General features: G+C 70.9%; 19 protein-coding genes. 9 read left to right on the top strand and 10 right to left on the bottom strand.

What is annotated here, in order from left to right:
• Positions 1–616: 616 nt before the first annotated feature.
• Entirely contained in the window at positions 617–1,441 is an 825-nt protein-coding gene (locus tag M503_RS0112645) for an inositol monophosphatase family protein (RefSeq protein ID WP_028918644.1), read from the bottom strand.
• Positions 1,442–1,534: 93 nt separating this feature from the next.
• On the opposite strand from M503_RS0112645, the gene M503_RS0112640 reads away from it, so the two are divergent.
• Genes M503_RS0112640 through M503_RS0112630 form a run of 3 tightly spaced genes read left to right on the top strand, consistent with a single transcriptional unit; the run spans position 1,535 to position 5,436 of the window.
• Positions 1,535–2,338: an RNA methyltransferase gene (locus M503_RS0112640; protein ID WP_051414589.1), complete on the top strand. Its 804-nt coding sequence runs from the start codon at positions 1,535–1,537 to the stop codon at positions 2,336–2,338.
• Between the two features lie 45 nt (positions 2,339–2,383).
• Positions 2,384–3,310: a PhnD/SsuA/transferrin family substrate-binding protein gene (locus M503_RS0112635; RefSeq protein WP_024869157.1), complete on the top strand. Its 927-nt coding sequence runs from the start codon at positions 2,384–2,386 to the stop codon at positions 3,308–3,310.
• Complete coding sequence (locus M503_RS0112630) at positions 3,307–5,436, top strand: putative bifunctional diguanylate cyclase/phosphodiesterase (RefSeq protein ID WP_028918646.1); 2,130 nt, start codon at positions 3,307–3,309, stop codon at positions 5,434–5,436. Before M503_RS0112635 ends, M503_RS0112630 begins: the two co-directional genes overlap by 4 nt.
• Before the next feature lie 22 nt (positions 5,437–5,458).
• On the opposite strand, the gene M503_RS0112625 is transcribed toward M503_RS0112630, so the two are convergent.
• Both M503_RS0112625 and M503_RS0112620 read right to left on the bottom strand, forming a co-directional pair.
• Entirely contained in the window at positions 5,459–6,103 is a 645-nt protein-coding gene (locus M503_RS0112625) for an exopolysaccharide biosynthesis protein (protein WP_028918647.1), read from the bottom strand.
• The gene (locus tag M503_RS0112620) at positions 6,087–7,403 is read right to left on the bottom strand and encodes a hemolysin family protein (RefSeq protein WP_028918648.1); all 1,317 of its coding nucleotides are present in this window, start codon (positions 7,401–7,403) and stop codon (positions 6,087–6,089) included. Before M503_RS0112620 ends, M503_RS0112625 begins: the two co-directional genes overlap by 17 nt.
• 251 nt (positions 7,404–7,654) lie before the next feature.
• Here M503_RS0112620 and M503_RS0112615 point away from each other — a divergent pair, with 251 nt between their 5' ends.
• Complete coding sequence (locus tag M503_RS0112615; protein ID WP_028916055.1) at positions 7,655–8,281, top strand: DUF47 domain-containing protein; 627 nt, start codon at positions 7,655–7,657, stop codon at positions 8,279–8,281.
• 61 nt (positions 8,282–8,342) lie between these two features.
• The gene (locus M503_RS0112610; RefSeq protein WP_028918649.1) at positions 8,343–9,464 is read left to right on the top strand and encodes an inorganic phosphate transporter; all 1,122 of its coding nucleotides are present in this window, start codon (positions 8,343–8,345) and stop codon (positions 9,462–9,464) included.
• 159 nt (positions 9,465–9,623) lie between these two features.
• On the opposite strand, the gene M503_RS0112605 is transcribed toward M503_RS0112610, so the two are convergent.
• A complete protein-coding gene (locus tag M503_RS0112605) occupies positions 9,624–10,034 on the bottom strand; it encodes a hypothetical protein (RefSeq protein ID WP_024869151.1) in 411 nt (136 codons plus the stop codon).
• Between the two features lie 39 nt (positions 10,035–10,073).
• On the opposite strand from M503_RS0112605, the gene M503_RS0112600 reads away from it, so the two are divergent.
• Complete coding sequence (locus M503_RS0112600) at positions 10,074–10,451, top strand: MGMT family protein (protein ID WP_051414587.1); 378 nt, start codon at positions 10,074–10,076, stop codon at positions 10,449–10,451.
• A gap of 128 nt (positions 10,452–10,579) precedes the next feature.
• The gene (locus M503_RS0112595; protein ID WP_024869149.1) at positions 10,580–11,248 is read left to right on the top strand and encodes a rhomboid family intramembrane serine protease; all 669 of its coding nucleotides are present in this window, start codon (positions 10,580–10,582) and stop codon (positions 11,246–11,248) included.
• A 63-nt stretch (positions 11,249–11,311) separates the two neighbouring features.
• Here M503_RS0112595 and M503_RS0112590 read toward each other — a convergent pair whose 3' ends face one another.
• Positions 11,312–13,312: a M13-type metalloendopeptidase gene (locus tag M503_RS0112590; RefSeq protein ID WP_028918651.1), complete on the bottom strand. Its 2,001-nt coding sequence runs from the start codon at positions 13,310–13,312 to the stop codon at positions 11,312–11,314.
• Between the two features lie 139 nt (positions 13,313–13,451).
• On the bottom strand, positions 13,452–15,518 hold the full coding sequence (locus M503_RS0112585; RefSeq protein ID WP_028918652.1) for a M13 family metallopeptidase: 2,067 nt from the start codon (positions 15,516–15,518) through the stop codon (positions 13,452–13,454).
• A 229-nt stretch (positions 15,519–15,747) separates the two neighbouring features.
• Here M503_RS0112585 and M503_RS16470 point away from each other — a divergent pair, with 229 nt between their 5' ends.
• Positions 15,748–17,121 carry an MBL fold metallo-hydrolase RNA specificity domain-containing protein gene (locus M503_RS16470; RefSeq protein WP_037061363.1) on the top strand — a complete coding sequence of 458 codons (1,374 nt, stop codon included), beginning with the start codon at positions 15,748–15,750 and terminating at the stop codon, positions 17,119–17,121.
• 4 nt (positions 17,122–17,125) lie between these two features.
• Here M503_RS16470 and M503_RS0112575 read toward each other — a convergent pair whose 3' ends face one another.
• Complete coding sequence (locus M503_RS0112575; protein WP_197017228.1) at positions 17,126–18,520, bottom strand: CHASE2 domain-containing protein; 1,395 nt, start codon at positions 18,518–18,520, stop codon at positions 17,126–17,128.
• A 209-nt stretch (positions 18,521–18,729) separates the two neighbouring features.
• Between M503_RS0112575 and M503_RS0112570 the strand changes: the two genes are divergently transcribed.
• A complete protein-coding gene (locus M503_RS0112570; protein ID WP_028928285.1) occupies positions 18,730–20,331 on the top strand; it encodes a phytoene desaturase family protein in 1,602 nt (533 codons plus the stop codon).
• Between the two features lie 86 nt (positions 20,332–20,417).
• Here the strand turns inward: M503_RS0112570 and M503_RS0112565 are convergent, their stop codons facing one another.
• The 3 genes from M503_RS0112565 to M503_RS0112555 all read right to left on the bottom strand — a co-directional run bounded on the left by M503_RS0112565 (position 20,418) and on the right by M503_RS0112555 (position 26,064).
• A complete protein-coding gene (locus M503_RS0112565; protein WP_028928284.1) occupies positions 20,418–24,026 on the bottom strand; it encodes an ABC transporter permease/M1 family aminopeptidase in 3,609 nt (1,202 codons plus the stop codon).
• 3 nt (positions 24,027–24,029) lie between these two features.
• The gene (locus M503_RS0112560; RefSeq protein WP_028928283.1) at positions 24,030–24,926 is read right to left on the bottom strand and encodes an ABC transporter ATP-binding protein; all 897 of its coding nucleotides are present in this window, start codon (positions 24,924–24,926) and stop codon (positions 24,030–24,032) included.
• Between the two features lie 106 nt (positions 24,927–25,032).
• On the bottom strand, positions 25,033–26,064 hold the full coding sequence (locus M503_RS0112555; RefSeq protein WP_081721041.1) for a serine hydrolase domain-containing protein: 1,032 nt from the start codon (positions 26,062–26,064) through the stop codon (positions 25,033–25,035).
• Positions 26,065–26,119: the final 55 nt, after the last annotated feature.

Below are 26,119 nucleotides of genomic sequence, written 5' to 3'. Positions count from 1 at the left end.
CCCCGCGCTACCGCGTCTTCCGGCGCGTTCGGGTCGTGGCTTCGTTCTCCCCTCTCCCCCCGGGAGAGGGGCTGGGGGAGAGGGTCGGGAGCCGGCAGGCGTCCGGTTCGCGGTGGCGGTGGCTTCCCGGCGTTCCCGCACGAGCCTGATCCTGCTCGATCGGACAGCAACAGCAACAGCGACAGTGACAGCGTTGGGTTGGGCCAGCTCCGGACGGAGCCGCGGCAGCACGGGGGTATGCCGCATCGCGCGGTTCCGCGTCCTGCTCCAACGCGCGACCGCGGCACATCCATGTGCCGCTTGCGCCATACCCCCGCGTTACCGCGTCTTCCGGCGCGTTCGGGTCGTGGCTTCGTTCTCCCCTCTTCCCCCGGGAGAGGGGCTGGGGGNGNGGGNCGGGNGCCGGCAAGGCTCCCGTTCGCGGTAGCCGGAACTGAGCAGGGGCGCTGGCGACGGGTGGCGCGTCGCCAAGCGCCAACAACCTCACCGCGCTACTCGTTCCCCTCTCCCGGGGAAAGGGGCTGGGTGCGCCATCGCCGGATACCCGTGCGCCCAAACGGAAAGAGCCGCCCCATGGGCGGCTCTTCGATTACGCCGGGTCGAACCGGTCGGCGCGTCAGTTGAACGCCGCCGCGTACCCGGTGTTGACCACCAGCTTCTGCAGTTCCTCGGCGACCTTCACGTTGGCGGCGATGATCTGGCGGGCCTCCGGGCCGCGCTCGTCCATGCGCGGGGTGGTGGCGCCGCGGAAGTCGCAGACCTTGCCGCCGGCCTCGCGCACCAGCAGGACGCCGGCGGCGATGTCCCAGGCCTTCACGCCGGCCTCGAAGTAGGCGTCCAGGCGGCCACAGGCGACGTAGGCCAGGTCCAGGGCGGCCGAGCCGGTGCGGCGCACGTCTTCGGCCTGGACCAGCAGTGAGTCCACGCACTTGAGCTGGGCGCTGGCGCGGGCGCGCTCGCGCGGCGGGAAGCCGGTGGCGACCACGGTGCCGGCCAGGTCCTTGCGGTCGGCCACGCGGATCTTCTTGTCGTTGAGCACGGCTCCGGCGCCGCGGCTGGCGGTGAACAGCTCGTTGCGCAGCGGGTCGAAGATCACCGCGTCGATCGGCTCGCCGTTGTCGACCAGGGCGATGGAGACGCAGTAGTGCGGGAAGCCGCGCAGGTAGTTGCTGGTGCCGTCGAGCGGGTCGATCACCCACTGGAAGCGGCTGTTGCGGCCGGCGGTGTGGCCGCTTTCCTCGCCCAGCACGCCGTAGTCGGGGTAGGCGCGGCGCAGTTCCTTGACGATGACCTTCTCCGCGTCGGCGTCCACTTCGCTGGCGTAGTCCATGCGCTGCTTCTGGACCACGTTCAGGGCGTCCAGGCGGTTGATGTTGCGCAGCAGGACGTTGCCGCCGAGGCGGGCGGCCTTGACCATGACGTTGACGGCGGGGGTTTGCATGGCGAAGGCTCCCGTAAGGGCTGGAACTGGGCGGACGAAGGAAAAGAACATTCCGGCGCTCGACGCCGGGCCGCGCAGTTTAACATCTGCAGCATGTCCGATCCCCTGAACGAATCCCCCGCGCCGGCGAATCCGGGCCTGGCCGCCCAGGTCCGCATCATCCTCGTCGGCACCCAGCACCCCGGCAACATCGGCGCGGCGGCCCGCGCGCTGAAGACCATGGGCCTGTCGCAGCTGGTCCTGGTCGCGCCGGAGAAGCCGCTGGACGACGACGCCTACCGGCGCTCGGCCGGCGCCGAGGACGTGCTCGACGCCGCCCCGGTCCACGCAACGCTGGCCGAGGCGGTCGCCGACTGCCGGCTGGTGCTGGGCTGCACCGCGCGCAGCCGCCGGGTCCAGCTGGAACAGCTGGAACCGGACCAGGCCGCGCAGCGCCTGCTGGGCGCCGCGCCGGAAGGCCCGGTGGCGCTGGTCTTCGGCCGCGAGCGTACCGGCCTGACCAACGAGGAGCTGCAGCTGTGCCACGCCTCGGTGCACATCCCCTCCGACCCGGCCTTCAGCTCGCTCAACCTGGCCGCGGCGGTGCAGGTGCTGTCCTACGAGGTGCGACTGGCCCTGCTGGCGGCCGCCCCCGCCGCGCCGGCCGCGCCGGCCGCGCCGCGCCCGGACGAACTGCCCGCCACCCATGAGCAGGTCGAGGGCTTCTTCGCCCAGCTGGCCGAGACCCTGGAGGAGATCGATTTCCACAAGGGCCGGGTCCCGGATTCGGCGATGCGCAAGCTGCGGCGGCTGTTCCTGCGCACCGACCTGACGGTCAACGAGGTGCGGCTGCTGCGGGGCATCCTGGCCGACGCCCAGCGCATGGCCCGCATCGCCACGGGGCGTCTGTCGCCCTGACCGGTTTCCGGCTAGGCTTTGGGCTCCGGGAAAGGGGAGTCTGCGTTGTCCACAGTGCGTAGATGGATCCAGGCGGCCTGCATGGCCGCCATCGTGGCCATCATCGGCTTGCCGGCCCAGGCCGCCGAGGACGCGCACGTTCTGGTGCTCGGCCGCATCAGCGACGACCCCAAGGAACACTACGACCAGCTCAAGCCGCTGCTCGACTACGTCGTGCCGCGCATGCGCGAGGTCGGCATCACCGAAGGCCGCATCCTGATGGCGCGCGACGCGCAGCAGATGGCCAGCTACCTGCGCCGCAACCGCGTCGACTGGGTCACCGAGACCGCCAGCACCGCGGTGCAGCTGCAGCAGCGCGCCGCGGCGCGGCCGATCCTGCTGACCGAACGCAACGGCGTCAGCCACTACCACTCGGTGTTCTTCGTCCGCAAGGACAGCCCGATCCGCAGCCTGCAGGACCTGCCGGGCCACACCGTCGCCCTGCAGAGCATCGCCTCGACCAGCGCCTACATGGTGCCGATGACCGAGCTGCTCGATGCCGGCCTGTCGCCGGAAATCCTGCTGGCGCCGTCGGACATGCCGGCGCCGGACCGGGTCGGCTACGTGTTCGCCCGCTCCGAGCTCAACATCGCCTCCTGGGTGCACAAGCGCCTGCTCGACGCCGGCGCGCTCAGCAACCTGGACTGGAACGACCCGTCGCGGTTGCCTGACGCCTTCCGTGGTGACTTCCGCGTGATCCACGAGAGCCACCCGTACCCGCGCGCGCTGGAGCTGGTGCGCAGCAGCCTGGACCCGAAGGTCGAGAAGCGGCTGCGCGAGGTCCTGCTGCAGGCCGCCGACGACCCGGAGGCGCGCCAGGCGATGCGCCTGTTCTTCAATACCTCGCGCTTCCTGCCGCTGGACCCGGCATCCGAGCGCACGCTGGACGTGCTGCGCGCCGGCGTGCAGCGCGTCCGCTCGGAGGTCGAATGAGACTGCGTTTCGGGCTCCAGGCCCGCTCGCTGGCGGCGATGGCGATGATGCTCGGCGTCGTGCTGCTGGTGCTGGTGGTGCTGATGGGGCGCCAGCAGCAGATGCGCGACGAGACCGAGACGATCGGCCGCGAGGGCGTCCGCAGCCTGATCGACACCTACCTGCGCGACCACGCCCGTTCGCTGGTCGTGCAGCTGGCCGAGAACCTGGCCAACCCGATGTACTACCGCGACCTGGACGCGATCGGCACGGTGCTGCGCGACAACTCGCGCGACGACCTGGTCAAGTGGATCCGCGTCTACGACCTGGAGGGGCGGCTGGTCCACGACGGTTCGGTGGAAATCGCCGGCTTCGGCCAGCCGATGACCGATCCGCTGGCGGCCGAGGCGGTCGCCAGCCAGGGCGTGAGCGTGCAGACCGCGCCGGGGCTGCTGACCGGCACGGCGCCGGTCATGGTCGGCAGCGAGCGGGTAGGCGGGGTGCGCGTGGCCCTGGACCTGGATTTCGCCGACAGCTACGCGCAGCGCAACTTCGCCGAACTGCGCGAGCGGATGGACGCGTTGAGTGGCCGCCACCTGCGCTGGCTGGCGCTGCCGATGGCGCTGCTGGGCCTGGTGTGCTTCCTTGTCGCCTGGTACGTGCAGCGCACGCTGGTGAAACCGATCCGCAGCCTCGCCGAGGCGGCGCGGCGGATCGAAGCCGGCGACTACAGCGTCGAGCGCGTGGACAGCAAGCGCACCGACGAGGTCGGCGACCTGATCCGCGCCTTCGGCCGGATGAGCGAGAGCGTGGCCCGCCACGACCGCGAGGTGCGGCGCATGGCCTACACCGACGCGCTCACCGGCCTGACCAACCGCCTGGCGTTCCGCGAGAGCCTGGACCACCGGCTGATGCTGCTGCGCGGTTCCGGCCGCCAGCTGGCCCTGCTGTTCGCCGACATCGACGACTTCAAGCGGGTCAACGACACCCTCGGCCACGAGGCCGGCGACGAGGCGCTGCTGCAGTTCGCCAACCGCATCCGCGAGGCGGTGGACAGGTACGGCGGCGACGACGCGCTGCTGGCCCGCTTCGGCGGCGACGAGTTCGTGATCCTGATCCAGGAAGGCGACGTGCGCGCCGCCGCCACGCGCCTGGCCGAGGTGCTGGTGGCCGAGCTGCGCCGGCCGCTGGACATCCAGGACCGCCAGGTGTTCCTGGGTACCTCGATCGGCATCACCCTGTTCCCCGAGGACGCCTCCAGCGCCAGCGCGCTGATGAAGAACGGCGACATCGCCATGTACCAGGCCAAGGTCGCGGGCAAGAACGGCTTCCGCTTCTACAGCCGGGCGATGGACCACGCGGTCGAGCGCCGCGTGCACATGGAGCAGGAGCTGCGCGGCGCATGGGAGCGCGGCGAGCTGAGCGTGGTCTACCAGCCGGTGTGCCGGACCAGCGACGGCCGCGTGGTCGGCGCCGAGGCGCTGCTGCGCTGGCAGCACCCGATGCTGGGCATGATCGCGCCGTCGGTGTTCATCGACGTGGCCGAGCAGAGCGGCCTGATCGAGGGCATCGGCCCGCGCGTGCTGCGCGCGGCCTGCACCGAGGCGATGCGCTGGACCCACATGGGCGAGGGCAACGAGCGCCTGTTCGTGTCGGTGAACGTGTCGCCACGCCAGCTGCGCAAGGGCGACCTGCCGGACATCGTCGCCGAGTGCCTGCGCGAGACCGGCCTGCCGGCCTCGTGCCTGCACCTGGAGCTGACCGAGACGGCGGTGATCAGCGACGAGCTGCAGGCCGCGGCGATGCTGGCGCGCCTGCACAGCACCGGGGTGAAGGTATGGCTGGACGATTTCGGCACCGGCTTCTCCGGCCTCAGCCACCTGCGCCGCGTGCCGGTGGACGGGGTCAAGATCGACCGCAGCTTCGTCGCCGACCTGCAGCGCGATCCGGACGACCTGGCCCTCACCACCGCGATCATCGCCATGGCCCATTCGCTCGGCATCACCGTCGTGGCCGAGGGCGTGGAGAAGGAAGCGCAGTACAACCTCCTCGCCGAGCGCGGCTGCGACCTGGTCCAGGGCTACTGGCTCAGCCACCCGGTCAGCGCCACCGAGTTCGCCCACCTGCTGGCGCGGCGCGGCCGCTGAGCGCGGTCCGCCGCGGCGCGGCTCAGTCCCGCGTCAGCCAGCCATGGACGAGGGTGGCCAGTTCCTCCGAAAGCAGGCCGGTCGCCACCAGGCCGGCGCCGGCTACCAGCCACAGCGCCAGCAGCAGGGCGCCATCGCGCTCCAGCAGCGCCAGCGCGAACAGCAGCAGGGTGCCGGCGAAGACGTAGTTGGTCATCGGCAGCGGCAGCGCCAGCAGCACGCCCAGCCCGATCAGCAGCAGGCCGGTGAACGCATTGGCCAGGCGGCTCCCGGCCAGCACCTGCAGGCGCGGCCGCACCAGGTGTTCGAGCCGCGCCATCCATGGCGAGATCCGGTTGCAGAAGCGGACCATGGTGCTGCGTTTCGGTCCACGCCGGCCGATGAAACCCGGCAGCCACGGTTCGCGCAGCCCGACCAGCAGCTGCAGGCCGATCAGCACCACCAGCGGGCCGCTGATCACGCCGGCGAAGCCCGGGATGGGGATGAAGCCGGGCAGGATCGAGACGAACAGGAACATGCCGAAGGCCGAACGGCCCAGGCCCTGCAGCAGGCCGTGCAGGTCCAGCACCTGGTCGGGGTCGCCCCCGGAAAAGGACTGCAGCAGGCGGGCGATGCCGCTGCCGGCCGCCGCTTCGGGATCGTCGCGCCGGTCAGTCGGCCGGCGCATCGTCACCGTCCTGCGGCAGGCGGCGCAGCAGCAGCTTGTCGACGCGCGCGCCGTCCAGGTCGACCACCTCGATTCGCCAGCCGGCCCAGTCGAAATGCTCGCCGACGTTCGGGATCCGGCCGAAGTGCGCGATGCACATGCCGGCCAGGGTGTGGTAGTCGCCTTCGTCGGCGTCGGGCAGGGCCGCGCCGTCCATGAGCTCGCGCAGGTCCTCGGTCGGCAGGGTGCCGTCGACCAGCAGGGAACCGTCCTCGCGATGGACCACCAGCGCGTCCTCGTCGTTGTTCTCCACCGACTGCAGGCGGCCGACGATGGCGCCCATCAGGTCGGAGACGGTGACCAGGCCCTGGATCTCGCCGTACTCGTCCACCACCAGCGCCATCGACTGCTGTTCCTCGCGGAAGATCTCCAGCAGCTTCATCGCGTGGGTGGACTCGGACACGAACAACGCCGGGCGCAGGTCGTGGTACAGGCGTTCGGCCAGGTCGCCGCCGATGGTGTGGATCAGCGACTTGACCTCGAGGATGCCGGCCACGTCCTGGTCGCTGCCGCGGTAGACCGGGTAGCGGGAGAACTGCTGCTCGCGCATCACCTCCAGGCTCTCCTCGACCGGGGCGCTGGCGTCGAGCCAGGCGATGCGGTTGCGCGGGGTCATCAGGCTGTCGGCAGTGCGGTCGCCGAGGCGGATCACCCGGTTGACCATGTCGCGCTCGTGGACGTCGATCACGCCCTGCTCGTGGCTCTCGGCCACCAGCATGCGGATCTCCTCCTCGCTGATCGCGCTGGCCTGGTCCTTGCCCAGGCCGAGCATGCGCAGGACCAGGCGGGTGCTCTGCGACAGCAGCCAGACGAAGGGGAAGGCGATGGTGGCCAGCCAGCCCATCGGCACGGCGACGATGCCGGCGATCTTCTCCGGCGCGGTGATCGCCAGGCGCTTGGGGACCAGTTCGCCGAAGATCAGCGTCAGGTAGGTGATCAGGCCCACCGCCAGGAACTTGCCGAGCGTCCCGGCGGCGTCTCCCAGCGAGGGGAACACGCGGGACAGCCAGCCGCCGATGGCCAGGCCGATGGCCTCGCCGCCGAACAGGCCGGTGAGGATGCCGATCAGGGTGATCCCGATCTGCACGGTGGACAGGAAGTTCTCCGGCCGCTCGGCCAGCGCCAGGGCCCGGGCGGCGCGCCTGCTCGCCTGGGCCAGCTGCTTGAGCCGGCTCTTGCGCGAGGTCATCACCGACATCTCCGACATCGCGAAGAAGCCGTTGAGCAGGATCAGGGCAAGGACGATCAGCAGCTCAGCCATGGGGCGCGGCCCCGCAGGCTGGCGACAGGATCAGGAGGCCGGGGCGGCGCTGGGCGCGGGCGCGGCAGGGCGGGGAATGTGGGTCTTCGTCCATAGGTCGTGCCGGCGGCACGGGCGCATCTTAGCAAAGCCGCCCCGTGCAGGCCGCGTCACGGGCGGTCCGGCGGCGGGGCAGGGTTACGGGGCCATGTGCGGCCTGTCATAATTCCGCCCGCATTTGCCGCCCCTCCCGAGGCGGCGGAACCCCGCCCATGTTTTCCCTGCAGACCATTTTCGGCTCCGGCAAGCAGTTCTTCGTCCTGCTCGACGAGGCCGCCGAGGCCGCGCACGACAGCGCCAAGGCCCTCTACCAGATGATGAAGGCCTCCGACCGCCAGCCGGCGCTGGACGCCTTCAAGCTGGCCCGCCAGCGCGAGCGCACCGCCTCGGAGAAGATCAGCAAGGAACTGGTCGAGAGCTTCATGACCCCGCTGGAGCGCGAGGACATCGAGGCCCTGGGCTCGGCCCTGTACAAGATCCCCAAGCAGATCGAGAAGTTCGCCGACCGCTACTCGCTGGCGACCCAGCACCTGGCCCACATCGACTTCGCGCCGCGCGCGGCGATGCTGGAGCAGGCCGCCGGCGTGGTGGTGGAGATGGTGCGCGAGCTGCGCAGCATGAACCTGGACCGGATGACCGCGCTCAACGAGAAGCTGCGCGCGATCGAGAACGAGGCCGACCGGCTGATGCTGGAGCTGTACCGCGACATCTACTCCGGCCGCCTCGACCACCTGCAGATGTTCCTGCTCAAGGAGTTCTTCGAGATCCTGGAGAAGGCCATCGACCGCTGCCGCGAGGCTGGCGTGGTCGCCTACCAGATCGTGCTGAAGAACTCGTGATGTCCGCTGCGCATCTGTGCGCCGGCCCGCTGCGGCCGGCCGGCCCGAAGGGAGGGGCACCATGCTGACCCTGGTGCTGGTGGTGATCCTCGCCGCCCTGGTCTTCGAGTTCATCAACGGTTTCCATGACACCGCCAACTCGATCGCCACCGTGGTGGCGACCAAGGTGCTCGCGCCGGGCCAGGCCGTAGCCCTCGCGGCGATCATGAACCTGATCGGCGCCCTGACCGGTACCGCGGTGGCGGCGACCATCGCCACGGGCATCGTCAACACCGAGGTGGTCGAGGCGTCCTCGCAGGTGATCCTGTGCGCGCTGCTGGGCGGCATCGGCTGGAACCTGATCACCTGGTGGTTCGGCCTGCCGTCCTCGTCCTCGCATGCGCTGATCGGCGGCCTGTGCGGCGCGGCGCTGGCCGCCTCGCACAACAACTGGGACGCGCTGGTCTGGTCCGAGAGCGTCGGCAACTGGGCCAAGAACAAGGGCCTGCTGTGGAAGGTGTTCCTGCCCATGGTGACATCGCCCCTGGCCGGTTTCCTGCTGGGCGTGCTGGTGATGGTGGGCCTGTGGGGGCTCATCGCCGCCATGGCCCGGGCTGGCGGCATCCTGCGCCGGCTGGCGCGGCCGCGCTGGGTCAACGCCTTCTTCGGCAAGGCGCAGATCCTGTCGGCGGCGTACATGGGCTACGCCCACGGCCACAACGACGCGCAGAAGACCATGGGCATCATCGCCCTGACCCTGTTCGGCGCCGAGGCCGCCGGCACCCTGGACGAGCTGCCGGGCTGGCTGGCCTTCCTGCACCCGGGCGAGGGCGACGGCACCCAGATCGCGATGTGGATCGTGCTGACCTGCGCCATCGTGATGGCGCTGGGCACCGCCTCCGGAGGCTGGCGCATCATCAAGACCCTCGGCCACAAGATGGTCAAGCTGCACCCGATCCACGGCTTCGCCGCCGAGACCAGCTCGGCCACGGTGCTGACCCTGGCCGCGCACTTCGGCATGCCGGTGTCGACCACCCACAGCATCTCCACCGCGATCATGGGCGTGGGCTTCGCCAAGAACCCGCGCGCGCTGAAGCTCGGTGTGATCGAGCGCATCGTCTGGGCGTGGATCCTGACCATCCCGGCCGCGGCCGGCGTGGCCTGGCTGATCTTCAAGGGCCTGGCCTCGCTGGGCTGGGCCTGATCCGCGGCCGCTCCTGGTCCCCGACGGTCCCGTAGAGCGGGGCTTGCCCCGCTGCTTTGGCGCGATGGTCGCGTTGTCAGGGGGTGGAGCGGGGGAACCCGCTCTACGGGGCGGGACGACCGACGTCGGCAGCGGATCGGGCGCAGCGGCGGGAACGCTTCAGAGCAGGTCGCCCTCGGCCGAGAGGGCGCGCTCCATGCTGTCGCCCAGGCCGCCGATTTCCAGCACCAGGCGTTCGACCTCGGCGGGAGTGAGGCCGTCGTAGGGACGGTTCTCGCACAGCTGCAGGTAGGGCACGCCGTCCAGCTCGCCGATCGCCAGGTAGCCGACGCTGCTCTGCCAGTTGAACACCAGCGCGCGGCGCGCATCGATCCCGGTGGTGGGGGCGATCACCGTGCTGACCCGCAGCAGCGGGCGGCCGTCGTCGCCGTCCAGTTCGGAGAGGAAGATCGACTGGTGGCGGCTGCCGCCTTCCAGCGACAGTTCGACGCAGGCCACGTAGGGTTCCTGCATGGTCAGGCGGAAACCGGCGCTGAGCAGGTGGCTGCGGATCTGTTCGAAATTGCGCATGGCACTCCCTCGCGATCCCCCGGGGTATGCTAGCCGCTGATGGCCGCCGCGTCTCGCAACCCGAAGGACGATCCCGCCGCGCGCATCCTCGCCGCGGTGCGCGCGATCCCGCCGGGGCAGGTGGCCGGCTACGGCGAAGTGGCCCGCCGCGCGGGCCTGCCCGGGCGCGCGCGCCTGGCCGCACGCGTGCTGTCCGGCAATACCGATCCGCAGCTTCCCTGGCACCGCGTGCTGCGCGCGGATGGACGCATCGCCTTTCCCGAGGGATCGAGCGGCTGGCGCGAGCAGTGCCAGCGCCTGCGCGCCGAAGGCGTGCGCGTGGAGGGCGGCCGGGTCAGGCGCACCGGCGAAGCCGCGGACATCGACGCGGCGCTGTGGGCGCCGCCGCCTTCGCCGCGTCGCACGCGCAGCCGCTGAAGGGCGCGTGCGCCAGGGCGGCCAGCGCAAGCTGCCGACAGGCATCCGCCAGCCGGCGGGCGCGAATGCAGGCGGCTACGGCGCGGGCCGTTATCATGCCCGCCTGTCCCGATCCGGAACCGCGACGCATGTTCTCGCGCCTGCCCCCCGTTACCCAGGCCCTGCTCATCGCCAACTGCGCGGTGTTCCTGCTGCAGTGGCTGCTCGGCACCGGCACCTTCGAAGCCTTCATGCTCTGGCCGCCGGCCGGGTTCGACCCGTTCTCGCCCGGCCAGAACTTCCAGCCCTGGCAGCTGCTGACCTACGGTTTCCTGCATGGGAACCTGAGCCACCTGCTGTTCAACATGCTCGCGGTGTTCATGTTCGGCGCGCCGCTGGAACTGACCTGGGGCCCGCGCCGGTTCCTGGCCTACTTCCTGATCTGCGTCGCCGGCGCCGGCCTGTGCCAGCTGGCGGTGGGCTGGTGGTCGGTGAGCAGCGGCGGCCCGGCCTATCCCACGGTCGGCGCTTCCGGTGGGGTGTTCGGCCTGCTGCTGGCCTACGGCATGCTGTTCCCGAACCAGCGGCTGATGCTGCTGTTCCCGCCGATCCCGATGCGCGCGCGCACTTTCGTGATCCTCTACGGCGTGGCCGAGCTGGTGCTGGGCTTCACCGGCTGGCAGCCGGGCGTGGCCCACTTCGCGCACCTGGGCGGCATGCTGTTCGGCTGGCTGGTGATCCGCTACTGGCGCGGGCAGCCGCCGTTCGGCGGCCGGCGCCCGCCGCGCGGGCCTTCGCACCTGCGCCGGGTGAAATAGCACAGGCAAGGAAAAAGGCGCGGGAATCCGCGCCTTTTTAGTGGTGTTCCGGAACGCGCAGGATCAGCGCCAGATCCGCACCTGTTCCGCGTCGGCGCGCTGCATCGGCTGGCCGGCCTTGCAGCCGAAGGCCGCGCCGAACGCCGCCAGGTTGGACAGCGGCACATCGCTGCGCAGCGGGCCCGGCGCGTGGATGTCGCTGGCCATGCGCTCGGTGGCGACGTTCTCCGCGACCTGCTGTGCCCACAGCCCCGACCAGGCGCCGAAGAAGGCCTGGCGGTCGGCTTCGCTGGCCGCCGGCTGGGCCTTGGCGTAGGCCTCCCAGGCCAGTTCGATGCCGGCCTGGTCGGCCAGCGCCACGTCGCGCACCAGCGCTCCGTTGACCCGGCCGTTCTTCACGCCCGGATAGGCCTGCGCCGCGTACTGCGCGGCGACGCGGTCGCCCAGCGCGGTCCAGGCGTTGGTGTCGGCCGGGGTCCACCAGTTGCCCAGTTCGCCCGCAGCGTTGACCTGCGCCCCCCTGGCGTCGATCGCGCGGTTGACCTGGGTGCCGACCAGGGCGCCGTAGGCACCGTAGGTGGCGGCCGGGCGGTCGACGTCGAACACCGGCGGCTGCAGCACCGCGGCGGTGACGATCAGGCGGTTCTGGGCGATGTCGTAGGCCAGTGCCGGCTGCTGCGGCAGCACGTCCCAGCGGCGGTCGGCATTGCCCTTGCCGATCCGCTTCATTTCCTCGCGGTGGCGCCAGGTCGAGGCGATCAGCATGTTGCCGCCGAAGCTGCCGCGGCCCATCGGCTGCACCGTGTAGTCGAGGTTTCGGCGCGGGGTGCCGACCTCGATGTTGATCGCCTTGAGCTTCTTCGCCGCCTCGGCCTTGGCCGCGTCGCTGAGCCAGCTGTTGCGCTCGACCGCGACCAGCAGGGCATCGCGGACCTCGTCGGCGATAACGCCGGCGCGGCGGCGCTCCTCGGAGGTGAGGTAGCGGTTGGCGTACTCGTGGCCAAGCATCGGGCCGGCGGCGGTATTGATCGCGTCCAGCACCTGGCGCCAGCGCGGCGCCTGCGCCGCCTGGCCGGACAGCACCTGGCCGCGGAAGGCGAAGCTGGCGTCGCGGAAGCTGCGCGACAGGTACGGCGCCATCGCGTCGCCCACGCGCCAGCGCAGGTAGGCGCGCCACTGCTCGGGCTTGATCCGGTTGACCATCGCATCGAGTTCGGCGAACAGGGCCGGGTCGGACAGCGAGACCAGGTCGTCCTTCACGCCCTGCGCCTCGAGGAACTTGCCCAGCTGCAGGTTCGGATAACGCTTGTTCACGTCCGCCACCGCCACGGGGGCGTAGTTGCGGAACGGGTTGTTGAGGTCGACCAGCGACTGCGCCTTGCGCGCGATCGCCGTCTCCACCGCGATCACCGCGTCGGCCTCGGCGTCGAGGCGCTCCTTCGGGGTGCCGGTGAGCGAAAGGATCTGGCGGACGTAGTCGCGATAGCGCTGCATCACCGCCTGGGTGTCGGCGTCGGTGCGGGTGTAGAAGGCCGGGTCGGGCAGGCCCATGCCGCCCTGCATGAAGTAGCCGATGTGGCGGTCCAGCGCCTTCAGGTCCACGTCCGGGGCGAAGTTGAACGCCACCGGGATGCCGACCTGGTGCAGCGCCGCGAACGCCGCCGGCACGTCCTTGGCCTTTTTTATCGCGTTGATGCGGGTCAGCAGCGGCGCGATCGGCTTAGAGCCGTCGGCCTCGACCGCGGCCTCGTCCAGGCCGCTGGCCCAGAAGTCGCCGAGGCGGGACTGGACTTCGTTCTGCGGCGAGCGCATCGCCGCGTCGAGCAGCTCGCGCTGCTGCTGCAGCGCCAGCTCGGACAGCTGGGCGAGGGCGCTGGTCGCGCCGGCGTCGCCCGGCAGCGGGTTGGCGGCCAGCCAGGCGGCATTGGCCTGCGGGTAGAACGCGGTGCACTGCGCGCTCACGGCCGGGGCCTTGGTCTTCTTGCGCTGGGCATCGGCGTCGGCGGCGGCCAGGGTGAGCAGGCCGAGGCCAAGGGCGAGGGCGAGCGGACGGGGGAAATGCATCATCGGGGCTGCAGCCTCGGGGTCCAGGGTGGCGGCAGTGTAGCAAGGCAAAACGCGCTGTCCGCGTAACCGATACCCCTGAAAAACAGGAGGCCCGGACGAACCGGGCCTCCTGCGTACTGCGCCTCGCTGGACCTGCTTACCAGATCACAACCTGGTCGTCGCCCTGGCGGACCATGGGCTTGCCCGGCTCGCACTTGAACGCGGCGGCGAAGGCCGGCAGGTTCGACGGCGCACCGATGGCGCGGAACTGCGCCAGCGCGTGCTCGTCGGTGGCGATGCGCTTCTTCTGCTCCTCGGGGGTGAAGTTGCGGCGCCACACGGTGGCCCAGTTGAGGAAGAAGCGCTGGTCGCGGGTCAGGCCGTCGGTCATCGGGTCCGGGGTGTCGCCGACGGCGGCCTTCATCGCGTCATAGGCCGTGGCCAGGCCGCCCAGGTCGGCGATGTTCTCGCCGAGGGTGTGGCGGCCGTTGAGCTTCTGGCCGTCGGCGGTGGTGTAGCCGTCGAACTGCGCGACCAGCTTGCCGGTGCGCGCGGAGAAGCCTTCGGCGTCGGCCGGGGTCCACCAGTTCTCGAACTTGCCGGTGGCGCCGAAGCGGCTGCCCTGGTCGTCGTAGCCGTGGGTCATCTCGTGGCCGATCACCGCGCCGATGCCGCCGTAGTTGACCTCGTCGGGGGCGGCCGGGTCGAAGAACGGCGGCTGCAGGATGGCGGCCGGGAACACGATCTCGTTCTGCAGCGGGTTGTAGTAGGCGTTGACCGTCTGCGGGCTCATGCCCCACTCGGTCTTGTCCACCGGCTTGCCGATCTTGGACAGGTTCCAGCGGTAGTTGAATTCCTGCGCGGCCAGCACGTTGCCGATGTAGCTGTCGCGGCTGGTCTGCAGGCCGTCCCACTCGCGCCACTTGTCCGGGTAGCCGATCTTGGTGGTGAACGCGGCCTGCTTGACCAGGGCCTTGGCCTTGGTCTCCTCGCTCATCCACTCCAGGTTCTCGATGCGGGCCTTCAGCGCGGTGCCGAGGTTGGCGACCAGCGCCTCCATCTTGGCCTTGGATTCGGCCGGGAAGGCGACCTGCACGTACATCTGGCCCAGCGCCTCGCCGGCCTGGCTGTTGACCGTGGCCAGCACGCGCTTCCAGCGCGGCTTCATTTCCTTCTGGCCGCTGAGGGTCTTGTTGTAGAAGTTGAAGCTCTCCTGGGCGAAGTCGTCGCTCAGGTACGGCGCGGCGCCGTCGACGGTGTGGAAGCGCAGGTACGACTTCCAGGTCGCCACGTCGGTGTCGCCCAGGGCCTTGCTCACTTCCTGGTGGAACGCCGGGATCGCCAGCGAGAACATCTCCGGCGCGGCCACGCCCTGCGACTCGAAGAACTTCGACCACGGGAAGTTCGGGGTCAGCTTGTCGGCGTCGGCCAGCGACAGCGGGTTGTAGTACAGCGACACGTCGCGCGACAGGTCCTCGCGGGACTTGGAGGCCTTGGCCAGGCGGGTCTCGAAGGCCATCACGTCGGCGGCCTGCTTCTTCGCCTCGTCGGCGGCGATGCCCGACAGCTCCAGCACCCTGGCGATGTGGGCGACATAGGCCTCGCGGATGCCGGCCTTGTCGGCGTCGGTGTAGTACTTGCTGTCCGGCAGGCCCAGGCCGCCCTGCATCGCGTAGGCGATGTTCATGTCCGGGTTCTGGAAGTCGGCTTCGGCGCCGAAGTCGAACACGAAGCCCTGGCCCTTGGCGGCGCTGGTGCGCAGGTATTCGGCCACGGCGGCGCCGTCGGCCAGCGCGTCGATCGCGGCCAGGTGGCCGGCCAGCGGCTCGATGCCCTGGGCGTTGATCTTCGCCTCGTCCATGCCGGTGGCCCACAGGTCGCCGACGATCTTCTTCACGCCGGTGGCGTTGGCATCGGCGCCGGCCTGCTCGGCCAGCTGGCGCTGCACGGCGTTGGAACGCTCGTCGAGCATCTCGAACGCGCCCCAGCTGGTGCGGTCGCCCGGGACCGGGTTGGCGGCCAGCCAGGTGCCGTTGGCGTAGGCGGCAAAGTCGGTGCAGGCGTCCTTGGTGGAGTCCAGGTCGGCCACGCTGAAGCGGTTCACGCCGGGCAGGCTGGCTTCGTCCAGGGTGTATTCCGGCGCGGCGGCGGTCTCGGCGGTGGCGGCCTCTTCCTTCTTCGAGCAGGCGGCCAGGGCCACGGCGATGGCCAGCGGCAGCAGCAGGGTCTGGGACTTGCGGATGTTCACGTTGCGGTTTCTCCGGCCCGGCGCGCGGGCATGGTGGGATAACCCCGGAGGGACGGGGCAGTGGGCCCGACTTTACGCCCGGGGACCTGAGCGGAGGACTGCCGGAGGTCATGCCGGGCCGCCATACGGCGCAAGGCCCGGAAGTCCGGTTGCAGGCGCTGGGGCGCGGTTGGCGCTAGGCTTGCCGCAAAGGCGGGAGGGCCGGATGCAGGTCGAATTCCACGGCGCGGCGGGCGAAGTCACCGGTTCCATGCACCTGGTCGAGGCGGCCGGGCGGCGGATCCTGCTGGACTGCGGGATGCTGCAGGGCCGGCGCGAGCTGGAGGCGCGGAACTTCGATCCGTTCCCGTTCGATCCGGCCGGGCTGGACGCGCTGGTCCTCAGCCACGCCCACATCGACCATATCGGCCGGGTGCCGGTGCTGGTGGCACGCGGTTTCCGCGGCCCCATCTACATGCAGCGCGCCGGAGCCGACCTGCTGCCGGTGATGCTGGCCGACGCCGCCTCGCTGGCCGAGTCCGACGCCGAACGCGCCAACCGCCACCGCGACCCGGAAGAACCGCCGCAGCCGCCGCTGTTCACCCGCGAGGACGTGGCCGATGTGCTGCCGCTGCTGCGGCCGCTGGACTACGGCGTGCGCACCACGGTGGCGCCGGGCGTCGAGATCTGCCTGCGCGACGCCGGCCACATCCTCGGCTCGAGCATCGTCGAGCTGTGGGGCGACGGCCGCAAGCTGGTGTTCTCCGGCGACCTCGGCCCGCGCGGCACGCCGATCCTGCGCGATCCCGAAGCGGTGGCCGAGGCCGATCTGGTGCTGATGGAATCGACCTACGGCGACCGCAACCACCGCGACCGCCAGGCCACCGTCGCCGAGCTGGGCGAGGTGTTCGAGCACGCCTGGCGCGAGCGCGGCAACGTGCTGATCCCGGCCTTCGCCGTCGGTCGCAGCCAGGAGCTGCTGTACTGGTTCGCGCGCCATTGGAAGGAGTGGGGCCTGGAGCGCTGGCGGATCTTCCTCGACAGCCCGATGGCCGGGAAGGTGGTGGCGATCTACGACCGCCACCACGAGCTGTTCGACGAACAGGCGCGGGAAGTGTGGGCGCGCAAGCCTTCGCCGTTCCGCCTGCCCAACCTGCACTTCACCGCCAGCACCCAGGAGTCGATGGCGATCAACCAGGTCGGCAACGGCGCGATAGTGATTGCCGGTTCGGGCATGGCCAACGGCGGCCGCATCCTGCACCACCTGCGCCACCGCCTGGGCCGGCGCGAGACCCACGTGGTCTTCGTCGGTTTCCAGGCCGAAGGCACGCTGGGCCGGCGCCTGGTCGAGCGCGCGCCGTGGGTGCGCATCCACGGCCAGGACTACCGCGTGCAGGCGCAGATCCACACCGTCGGCGGCCTGTCCGCGCACACCGACCAGCGCGGCCTGATCGAGTGGTACGGCCACTTCAACGGCCGTCCGCGGCTGGCGCTGGTCCACGGCGAGGACCGCGCCCGCGAGGCGCTGGCCGGGGAGCTCAGCGAACGCGGGGCCGAGCACGTGATCCTGGCGCGGCCGGGGATGCGCGTGACGGTGTGACCGGCTAGTGCGCCGGCTGCACCGGCTGCGCGCGCAGCGCCAGCCGCCACAGGCAGTCGCAGGCGCCGCTGCCGCAGGCGTGGACGCTGCCCAGCAGCGGTAGCGCCTGCGCGTCGGCTTCGTCGCGGAGGGTGTCGAGGATGCGTTCGGCCGCCGCCGCCGAGGTGCCCGGCAGCAGCAGCGCGAAGCGGCCGTCGCCCAGGTAGGCGGCGACGTCGCCGGGGCGCCGCGCGCGGGCGCGCAGCAGGCCGGCCAGCCGGGTCGCCAGCGCCTCGCCGTCGCCGCCGGCAGGCACCCGGGCTTCGACCAGCAGCAGGGCATGCGGCTCGCCGCCGGTCCGGCTCGCCTGCAGCGCGGCATGCAGCGACCGCCGGGTGGCCAGTCCGGGCATGCGCCGGCGGGTGATCCACTGCCGCCGCGCCTGGGCCACGGCCCAGGCCAGCAGGGCCAGGCCCAGCACGACCAGGGTGGCGCCCGGCGCGAACCAGTACTGGCGTTCGAACAGCCAGCCGCAGGCGGCCAGGCTTACCGCCATGCCCACCAGCGCCGCGGCCGGCAGGCGCCAGCCGGGTTCGCGCTTGCCGAGGCCGATGAACACCGCGCCGGCGGCCACCAGCATCGCCAGCAGCGCCTGCACCAGGGCCGGTACCTCGCGTGGCGCGGTGCCATGCAGCAGCATCGCCACCGTCCGCGCCTGGTGTTCGACCGGATACAGCGCCCCGCTTCCGTGCGGTCCCGGCACGCGCGCCTGCCTGGCCGGATCGGTCAGGCCGAGCAGGACCCACTTGCCGCGCAGGCGGTCGGCGCCGATGCGTTCCTGCAGCACGTCGACCGCGCGCCAGGTCGGCGGACCCGGGCGGGGATACGGGACCCGCCAGCGTTCGCCGGTTTCCCAGCTGCCGGCGTCGGTGCTGCTACCGGGCTGGACCAGGGCCAGCGGCAGCGAGGGCCAGCGGATGCCGTCCATGGTCAGCATGTGCGGCAGGTGCCGGCGGATGCGGCCGTCGCGGTCGCGTTGCAGTTCGAGGTGGCCCAGGCGCGTGCCGTCGGCGAACTCGACCGGAGGCAGCAGCGCCTCCGGCGGGGCCTCGCCGCGCGCGCGCAACGGCACGCCCACCACTACCCGGCTGTCGAGCAGGGCGCGGGCCAGTTGCGCATCGCCGGCGGCGTCGCCGTCGGCACCGGCCGCCAGCGGCAGGTCCACCGCGATGCCGCGGACGCCGGCCAGGCGCAGCCGTTCGATGAGGGCGGCGAGGCGGGCGTTCGACCAGGACGCCGAATCGTCGATACCCAGCACGACCACGGCAGGCGGGCGCGTCGACGGCGGGCGCAATGCCCGGTGGACGAGGTCGTCCAGCGGCGACGCCAGGCCGAGCCAGCCGAGCAGGGCGGCAGCCATGCCGGCGACCAGCGCAGGGAGGACCCGACGGACGAGGGGACCGGTGGCGGGCGGCTTCATGGCCGCCCGCCGCGCATGCAGCCGGCGGGGACGGCTGGCTGCCGGTCCCGCATGTGGGTGGAGCGGATGCACTGCGTCGCGGCCATGCGTATTCCCCGTCGCTGGCCCCCCTGCGCGGGCAGTATAGGCGCAGTGGTATACCTGTACAGATGACGAAGTCACACAAGCAGACGGACGTACTGCTGGTCGGTGGAGGCCATAACGGCCTGGTCTGCGCGGCCTACCTGGCCCGGGCCGGCCTGTCGGTGACCGTGCTCGAGCGGCGCGGCGTGGTGGGAGGAGCGGCGGTCACCGAGGAGTTCCATCCGGGTTTCCGCAATTCGGTGGCGTCCTACACGGTCTCGCTGCTGCAGCCGAAGGTGATCGAGGACCTCGACCTGCATGGCCACGGCCTGCGCGTGGTGCTGCGCAGGCACAACAACTTCCTGCCGCTGCCGGACGGCGGCTACCTGCTGACCGGCGCCGGCCGCACCGCGGAGGAGGTGGCGAAGTTCTCGCGACGCGACGCGGAGAGACTCCCGGCCTACGAGGCGCGCCTGGACGCCATCGCCGACGTGCTGCGCGCGCTGGCCCTGCAGCCGCCGCCGAACGTCACCAGTGGCGGCTGGTGGCAGGCGCTGCCGGAACTGCTGCGCACCGCGAAGCTGGGCCGCCAGCTGCATGCGCTGGACGAGACCCTGCGCCAGGAGCTGCTGGACCTGTTCTCGATCTCCGCGGCCGAGTACCTGGACCGCTGGTTCGAAAGCGGGCCGATCAAGGCGCTGTTCGGCTTCGACGGCATCGTCGGCAACTTCGCCAGCCCGTATGCACCGGGCACGGCCTACGTGCTGCTGCACCACGTGTTCGGCCAGGCCAACGGGGTGAAGGGCGCCTGGGGTCATGCGATCGGCGGCATGGGCGCGATCACCCAGGCGATGGCCAGCGCGGCCAGCGCGGCCGGGGTGGAGATCCGTACCGGCGCCGGCGTGGAGCGCATCCTGGTGGAGGGCGGGCGCGCCACCGGCGTGGTCACCACCGATGGCGAAACGCTGCACGCCCCGGCGGTGGTCGCCAACGTCAATCCGAAGCTGCTGTACCAGCGGCTGCTGCCGGCCGACGCCGTGCCGCCGGCGACCGCCGAGCGCATGCGCAACTGGCGTTGCGGCTCGGGCACCTTCCGCATGAACGTGGCGCTGTCGAAGCTGCCGGACTTCAGTGCGATGCCGGGGCCGGGCGACCACCTCACCGCCGGCATCATCCTGGCGCCGTCGCTGGACTACATGGACCGCGCCTGGCGCGATGCGCGCGAGCACGGCTGGTCGCGCGAACCGATCGTGGAGATGCTGGTGCCGTCGACGCTCGACGATTCGCTGGCGCCGCCGGGCATGCACGTGGCCAGCCTGTTCTGCCAGCACGTGGCGCCGGAACTGCCGGGCGGGCGCAGCTGGGACGACCACCGCGAGGAGGTGGCGGACCTGATGGTCGCCACGGTCGACCGCTTCGCGCCGGGCTTCGCCGCGTCGGTGCTCGGCCGGCAGGTGCTGTCGCCGCTGGATCTCGAGCGCGAGTTCGGCCTGGTCGGCGGCGACATCTTCCACGGCGCGCTGAGCCTCAACCAGCTGTTCTCGGCGCGACCGATGCTGGGCCAGGCCGGCTACCGCGGCGCGATCCCGGGGCTGTACCTGTGCGGCTCGGGCACGCACCCGGGCGGCGGCGTCACCGGCGCGCCGGGACACAACGCCGCGCAGGTGGTGATCGGCGACCTGCGCTGAGGCGGTGGTGGTGATCGCCCCTTTCTGATCACCGAAGCCCGGGCGTGGTCCCCGCGGCCCTGCCGGAGCAGGGCCGCGGACCGGCGTCACTGCAGCACCGTGACCTTCTTGCGGTTGTCCTCGGAGTCGCGGTCGATGAGCTTGTTGTACGGGTCGATGCCGGCCTCGTAGGGCAGTTCGTCGACCACCAGCTCCAGGGTGGTTTCGGCCTGGGTGATGCGGTGCTTGGCCAGGTACAGCACCTTCTCGTCCGCTTCCTTGCCGCCGGGCGGCCGCGCGAACACGCCGATGTCGACCAGCACGTCGACCGGTTCCGCGGTCTCCTTGCCCTTGCCGTCGGTGGAGACCTTCTCGGCGTGGACCTTGAGGGCCACCGCGTACTTGCCGTCGTCGCGCCTGCGCACCTCGGCCGCGGTGACGCGGTGGTTCCAGAACACGATCCGCTCGAACAGGTCGCGGATGAACGGATGGTGTCCGGCGTCGGTGCGCGCGTACAGCAGGTCGAGGAAGTCGCGGCTAGTGGGGTAGGGCGGGCCCTTGAATGCCCACTGCTGGAGGAACTCCGCCAGCACCGCGTTGAGCTTCTCCTCGCCGATGGCGTCGCGCAGGGCGTAGAACACCACCGAGCCCTTGCGGTAGTGGATGTACTGCTGGTTCTCGTTGAGCGCCAGCGGCTGCTCCTCGACCCGTTCGGTGGCGCGTGAGCCCAGGTAGTTGTCGAGCTCGTACTTGAGGAAGCGGCGCATCTGCCGCGGCCCGTACTCCTGCTCCATCACCATCAGCGCCGAGTACTGGGCCAGCGACTCGGACAGCACGGTCGCGCCCTGTACGTTGGCGCCGATCACCTGGTGCGCCCACCACTGGTGCGCGGCCTCGTGTGCGGTCACGTAGAACACGTAGTCGATGTCCTCGCGGTCGCGCAGGTCGGCGACGAAGCCGATCGCCTCCGAGTACGGGATGGTCCCGGCGAAGGCCTGGGCGAAGCTCTGGTAGCCCGGGAACTCCAGGATCCGGAACTGGCGGAACTGGTACGGCGAGAAGTTGCGGGTGTAGTAGTCCAGCGACTTCTTCGTCGAGTCGATCATCCGCGGCACGTTCCAGGCGTGCGCCGGGTGGTGGTAGACCTCGATCGCCACGTCGTTCCAGCGGTCGCGGACCACCTTCCAGTCGGCCGACAGCCAGGAGAAGAACGGCAGCACCTGCGCTTCCGATTTGTAGTGGTAGTAGCGGCGGCCGTCCTGCTCCCACTCGCGCTGCAGGTAGCCCGGCGCCAGCGCGACCTGCCCGGCGCTGGTGGAGACGGTGGTCTCGAACTCGACCCAGTCGCCGTTGGTGGTCAGGTAGTTGGAGCCCCGCGCGGCGACATCGTCGATCGGGTTCATCCGCGGCAGCTGCGGCAGCCCCTGCTTGCGCCGGTCGTTGCGGTCCTGCAGCTGGCGGCGTTCGTTGTAGCCGAACTGCGGCAGCACGGCGTAGTTGTTGAAGAACGTGCCGTTGTAGACCACCGCGGTGCTGCCGCCGCCGACCGGGAAGCCGGTCGGACGGATCGACAGCTCGTACTCGAAGTCCAGCTCCGCGCCCGGCGCAAGCGGGGTGGCCAGGCGGTAGATCGTGTAGCCGTGGACCTCGTCGGCCTTGGCCACGGTGTGCGGGCCGAACTCCAGCCGGCGCACCTCGAATTCCGGGTCCAGGCTCACGTGCAGGTCCTGGATCGGCACGCCGCTGCGGTTCTCCAGGCGGTAGCGGCCGCGGATGTCCAGGCGCCGCTCCTCCGGGAAGATGTCCACGTCCGCCCGGATCGAGGCGATGCGCGGTTGCGGCAGGTCCTTGTACTGGCGGTAGGTCTTCTCGTAGTCCGCGGCGCGTTCCTTGGCCAGGTCGCCGGGGACGTACTCGTTGAGCACGTTGGTGTTGTAGAAGATCCAGCCGCCCAGCCCGGCGAACACCAGCAGCGAGCCCACCAGCGTGGCCAGGGCCGGCCCGCGCAGCCGCGCGCGGGCCAGGCGCAGGCGGTCGCGCAGGGCCAGCGAGGTGCCGCGCGGCCAGGCCAGCAGCGCCACCACCAGCAGCGCCAGCGCGAACGCGGCCCAGTAGGCGCGCAGCAGCAGGTGCGGGCCGACGAAGTGGCCGTAGTGGTTCATGTCCGAATACGGGATCGGCGTGGCCGAGCCGTAGCGGTACAGCAGGTGGTCCAGGTCGAGCATGCCCATGGCCGCGCGCGCGACCAGGTACACGATCATCAGCAGGTAGCCGATGAACTTGTTGCCGCTGACTGCCTGCAGGAACACCGCCAGCGCCGCCATCAGCACGAACGGCACCACCACCAGGGCGATGCCCTTGAGGTAGAGCAGCGGTTCCAGCTGGGTATAGCCATGCGCCAGCTGCCAGCCGATGGTGAACACCGCGCCGGCCAGCATCATCGTCGCGACCAGTCCGGCCAGGGCGGTCATGCGCGCCGCCAGGGTGACCCAGTCCGGCAGCGGCAAGGCGTCGGTGGTCTCGGCGATGCGCTGGCTGCGTTCGCGCCAGACCAGTTCGCCGGCGTAGAAGGTGATCACGATGACCAGGAACAGGCCCATGCCGCCCTCGATCGCCCCGAGCATGCGCCGGGTCACCGGGTACAGCTCGGTGCCGTACATCGAGGCGCCGAACTTCAGGCCGGTGAAGATCATCAGCAGGCCCAGCAGCAGCATCACCAGGTAGGGTGCGCCGGCGACGGTCACGCGCAGGTCGAACGCCGCCATCTTCAAGTACTGCACCCAGCGCGCCGCGCGGTCCTGGCGCAGGGTGACGGCCGGCAGGGCGAGGCGGCCGCCGGCCAGTGCCTGGGCCGGCAGCGCGGAGGCCGGGGACGCGGCCGCGTCATCCAGCTTCTTCTTCCGGCGCAGGACGATGCCCTCGCGGTCGGCGCGGAACAGGCGGAACGCCGCCAGCAGCAGGACCACGGCCAGGCCCAGCCAGAGCGCGCGGTTGGCCAGCAGCATGCCGCTCAGCGCCGGCAGGCGGGTGTTGTACTGCTCGCTGGACCAGTAGCGGATGTGCTCGCCCACCGCGGTGGTGCCGGAGGGATCGAGCAGGGCGCCGATCCAGCGCGTGTCCAGGTCGCGGGTCAGGTAGCCGGCCACCGTCGACAGCACGAAGAAGGCGATTACGCCGATGTAGGTGTAGAGCATCGAGCGCGTCGCCGTCGCCAGCAGGAACAGCATCGCCGACAGGAACAGCAGGTTCGGGATCACCAGCACCGCGAAGGACCAGGCATAGGCCGACCAGGGCGTCGGCCCCAGCCGCGCCTGGTCCAGCCACGGCATCAGGCTGCCCAGCCACAGGCCCAGTGCCGTGGCCACCAGGATCGCCAGGCTGGCGAGGAAGCCGCCGCCGAAGCGCCCGAGCAGGTAGTCGCGCTTGCGCATCGGCGTGGCGAAGAACAGCTCGGCCGTCCGCTGCTCGAAATCGCGCAGGGCGATTCCGGCGACGAAGATCGTGGTCAGCAGCACCGCCAGGTAGCTGAAGCTGCCGAGCAGGCTGATCACCACCGCCGGGGCGTTGCGCTTGATGTTGCCGACCCCGCCGCCGAAGCTGACGTTGTCCGAGACCATGCTGCCGAAGGCCAGCAGGCCGAACACCAGCATGACGATCCAGAACACGCCGTTGCGCAGCAGCAGCCGGCGCTCGAAGGACAGGATGTGGGCCAGCATGGGTCAGGCCGCCTGCGCCGGGGCGGAAGCCAGCGCGACCTTGCGCAGCTCCCCGAAGTAGACGTCCTCCAGGTTCGCCGGCACGGCGGCGAAACCCTCGCCCGGGTCGGTTTCGGCCAGCACGTGCACCACCGGCTGCCCGGCGACCAGGCGCGCCGACAGCACCGCGTGCTGGCGGATCACCTCCTCCAGTTCGGCCTTGTCCACGCGCTTGCGCCAGATCCGCCCTTCGAGCGCGCGGATCGCCTCGCGTGGCTCGCCGGCCAGGCGCACCTGCCCGGCGGCGATGATGGCCATGCGCGGGCACAGGTCGGTGACGTCCTCGACGATGTGGGTGGACAGGATCACCACCGTGTTCTCGCCGATCTCGGCCAGCAGGTTGAGGAAGCGGTTGCGCTCCTCCGGGTCCAGGCCGGCGGTGGGTTCGTCGACGATGATCAGCGAGGGCTGGCCGATCAGCGCCTGGGCGATGCCGAAGCGCTGGCGCATGCCGCCGGAGAAGGTGCCGAGCTTGCGCTTGCGCACGTTCCACAGGTTGACCTGCTGCAGCAGCGCCTGCACCAGCTCCTTGCGCTCGCTGCGCGCGGTCACGCCCTTGAGCACCGCGAAGTGGTCGAGCATGGCCTCGGCCGAGACCTTCGGGTACACGCCGAATACCTGCGGCAGGTAGCCCAGCCGGCGCCGCGCCCCGGTCTTGTCCTTGAGCACGTCCAGCCCGTCGAGGGTGATGCTGCCGCTGTCGGCGTCCTGCAGGGTGGCGATGGTGCGCATCAGCGTCGACTTGCCGGCGCCGTTGGGGCCGAGCAGGCCGAACATGCCGCGCGGGATGTCGAGGGTGACGTCCTTCAGCGCCTGCACGCCATTGGCGTAGGTCTTGGACAGCGAGCGGATCTCGAGCATTCGGCACATCCTCCATTGACGTCGCCGGCCGATGCTGGGGCCTGGAGCGCCGTCCCGCCATCGGCCGGAGGGCGGGAACGATGTAGGAATATTCCCCGGACGCCGCTCAGGGCGTCGCGGCCGGAGCGTATATCCGGGCGATTTCCAGGGCCAGCGGATAGGGTTCCGGGCCGTTGCGGTTGCTCAGCACGACCACGGTCAGCCGCTGCCGCGGCCAGCGCACGATCACGTTGCGGAAGCCGATGCTCTCGCCGCTGTGCCAGACGCGTTCGCCCTGCAGGCGCCAGCCCAGGCCGTAATGGGCCACGTCGTCCTCGCCGGTGGGCGTGGTGGTGGCGGGCGTGAACATCAGGCGCAGCGATTCCGGGCGCAGCAGGCGGTCGTCGTAGAGGGCCGCGTCCCAGCGCGCCAGGTCGTCGATCGAGGAGTAGATGCCACCGTCGCCGAGCACGGCGCTGGTCGGGCTCTGGTCGGTGCGGACCCAGCGGCCGTCGACCAGGCTGTAGCCGTAGGCGCGGTCCGCCACCGTGTCCACGCCGTCCTGGTGGGCGACCGTGTTGACCATGCCCAGCGGCGCGAAGATGCGCTGGCGCAGGAAGCTGGCGAAGTCGCTGCCGGAGGCTTCGCCCACCACCAGCGCCAGCAGCGCGTAGCCGCTGTTGCTGTAGCGGTAGGCGCTGCCCGGCGGGAAATACGTGCGGTCCTGGCCTTCGAGGATGCGCAGCACGTCGATGTCGTGGACCTGGCCCTGCAGGCCTTCCGGCAGGTGGTCCTCGTAGTCGACCAGGCCGGAGGTGTGGCTTAGCAGGTGGCGCAGGGTCACCGCGTCCGCGGCCGGCGGCAGCGACGGCAGCCAGCGTCTGACCGGGTCGTCGAGCGTCAGCCTGCCGTCCTCGGCCAGCAGCAGGATCGAGGCGGCGGTGAACTGCTTGGTGACCGAGGCCAGGCGGAAGTTCGTCCGCGCGTCGACGGGCATGCCTTCCTCGAGGTGGGCCAGGCCGTAGCCGCGGCGCAGCACCGGCTCGCCATCGCGCAGCACCAGCACGGCGGCGCCGGGCACGTCGCCGGCGTAGTCGCGCATGAGCGCGTCGACCGCGCCCGGATCGACGGGCGTCGGCTGGACCGATGCGGCGGACATCGCCGCCAGGGCGAGCAGTGGCAACAGGCCGGTCACGCGGTTCCCCTTCGCCGGA

The organism is Pseudoxanthomonas suwonensis J47 (assembly GCF_000513955.1).
Lineage (GTDB): Bacteria > Pseudomonadota > Gammaproteobacteria > Xanthomonadales > Xanthomonadaceae > Pseudoxanthomonas > Pseudoxanthomonas suwonensis_C.
Note: the sequence above shows the minus strand (reverse complement) of the source record. Positions and strands in the feature narration are given on the sequence as shown.

Excerpts from the sequence above, each read along its gene's own strand:
- M503_RS0112645 (WP_028918644.1), bottom strand. The coding sequence starts at position 1,441 with ATGCAAACCCCCGCCGTCAACGTCATGGTCAAGGCCGCCCGCCTCGGC.
- M503_RS0112640 (WP_051414589.1), top strand. The coding sequence starts at position 1,535 with ATGTCCGATCCCCTGAACGAATCCCCCGCGCCGGCGAATCCGGGCCTG.
- M503_RS0112630 (WP_028918646.1), top strand. The coding sequence starts at position 3,307 with ATGAGACTGCGTTTCGGGCTCCAGGCCCGCTCGCTGGCGGCGATGGCG.
- M503_RS0112625 (WP_028918647.1), bottom strand. The coding sequence starts at position 6,103 with ATGCGCCGGCCGACTGACCGGCGCGACGATCCCGAAGCGGCGGCCGGC.
- M503_RS0112620 (WP_028918648.1), bottom strand. The coding sequence starts at position 7,403 with ATGGCTGAGCTGCTGATCGTCCTTGCCCTGATCCTGCTCAACGGCTTC.
- M503_RS0112615 (WP_028916055.1), top strand. The coding sequence starts at position 7,655 with ATGTTTTCCCTGCAGACCATTTTCGGCTCCGGCAAGCAGTTCTTCGTC.
- M503_RS0112610 (WP_028918649.1), top strand. The coding sequence starts at position 8,343 with ATGCTGACCCTGGTGCTGGTGGTGATCCTCGCCGCCCTGGTCTTCGAG.
- M503_RS0112605 (WP_024869151.1), bottom strand. The coding sequence starts at position 10,034 with ATGCGCAATTTCGAACAGATCCGCAGCCACCTGCTCAGCGCCGGTTTC.
- M503_RS0112600 (WP_051414587.1), top strand. The coding sequence starts at position 10,074 with ATGGCCGCCGCGTCTCGCAACCCGAAGGACGATCCCGCCGCGCGCATC.
- M503_RS0112595 (WP_024869149.1), top strand. The coding sequence starts at position 10,580 with ATGTTCTCGCGCCTGCCCCCCGTTACCCAGGCCCTGCTCATCGCCAAC.
- M503_RS0112590 (WP_028918651.1), bottom strand. The coding sequence starts at position 13,312 with ATGCATTTCCCCCGTCCGCTCGCCCTCGCCCTTGGCCTCGGCCTGCTC.
- M503_RS16470 (WP_037061363.1), top strand. The coding sequence starts at position 15,748 with ATGCAGGTCGAATTCCACGGCGCGGCGGGCGAAGTCACCGGTTCCATG.
- M503_RS0112575 (WP_197017228.1), bottom strand. The coding sequence starts at position 18,520 with ATGGCTGCCGCCCTGCTCGGCTGGCTCGGCCTGGCGTCGCCGCTGGAC.
- M503_RS0112570 (WP_028928285.1), top strand. The coding sequence starts at position 18,730 with ATGACGAAGTCACACAAGCAGACGGACGTACTGCTGGTCGGTGGAGGC.
- M503_RS0112565 (WP_028928284.1), bottom strand. The coding sequence starts at position 24,026 with ATGCTGGCCCACATCCTGTCCTTCGAGCGCCGGCTGCTGCTGCGCAAC.
- M503_RS0112560 (WP_028928283.1), bottom strand. The coding sequence starts at position 24,926 with ATGCTCGAGATCCGCTCGCTGTCCAAGACCTACGCCAATGGCGTGCAG.
- M503_RS0112555 (WP_081721041.1), bottom strand. The coding sequence starts at position 26,064 with ATGTCCGCCGCATCGGTCCAGCCGACGCCCGTCGATCCGGGCGCGGTC.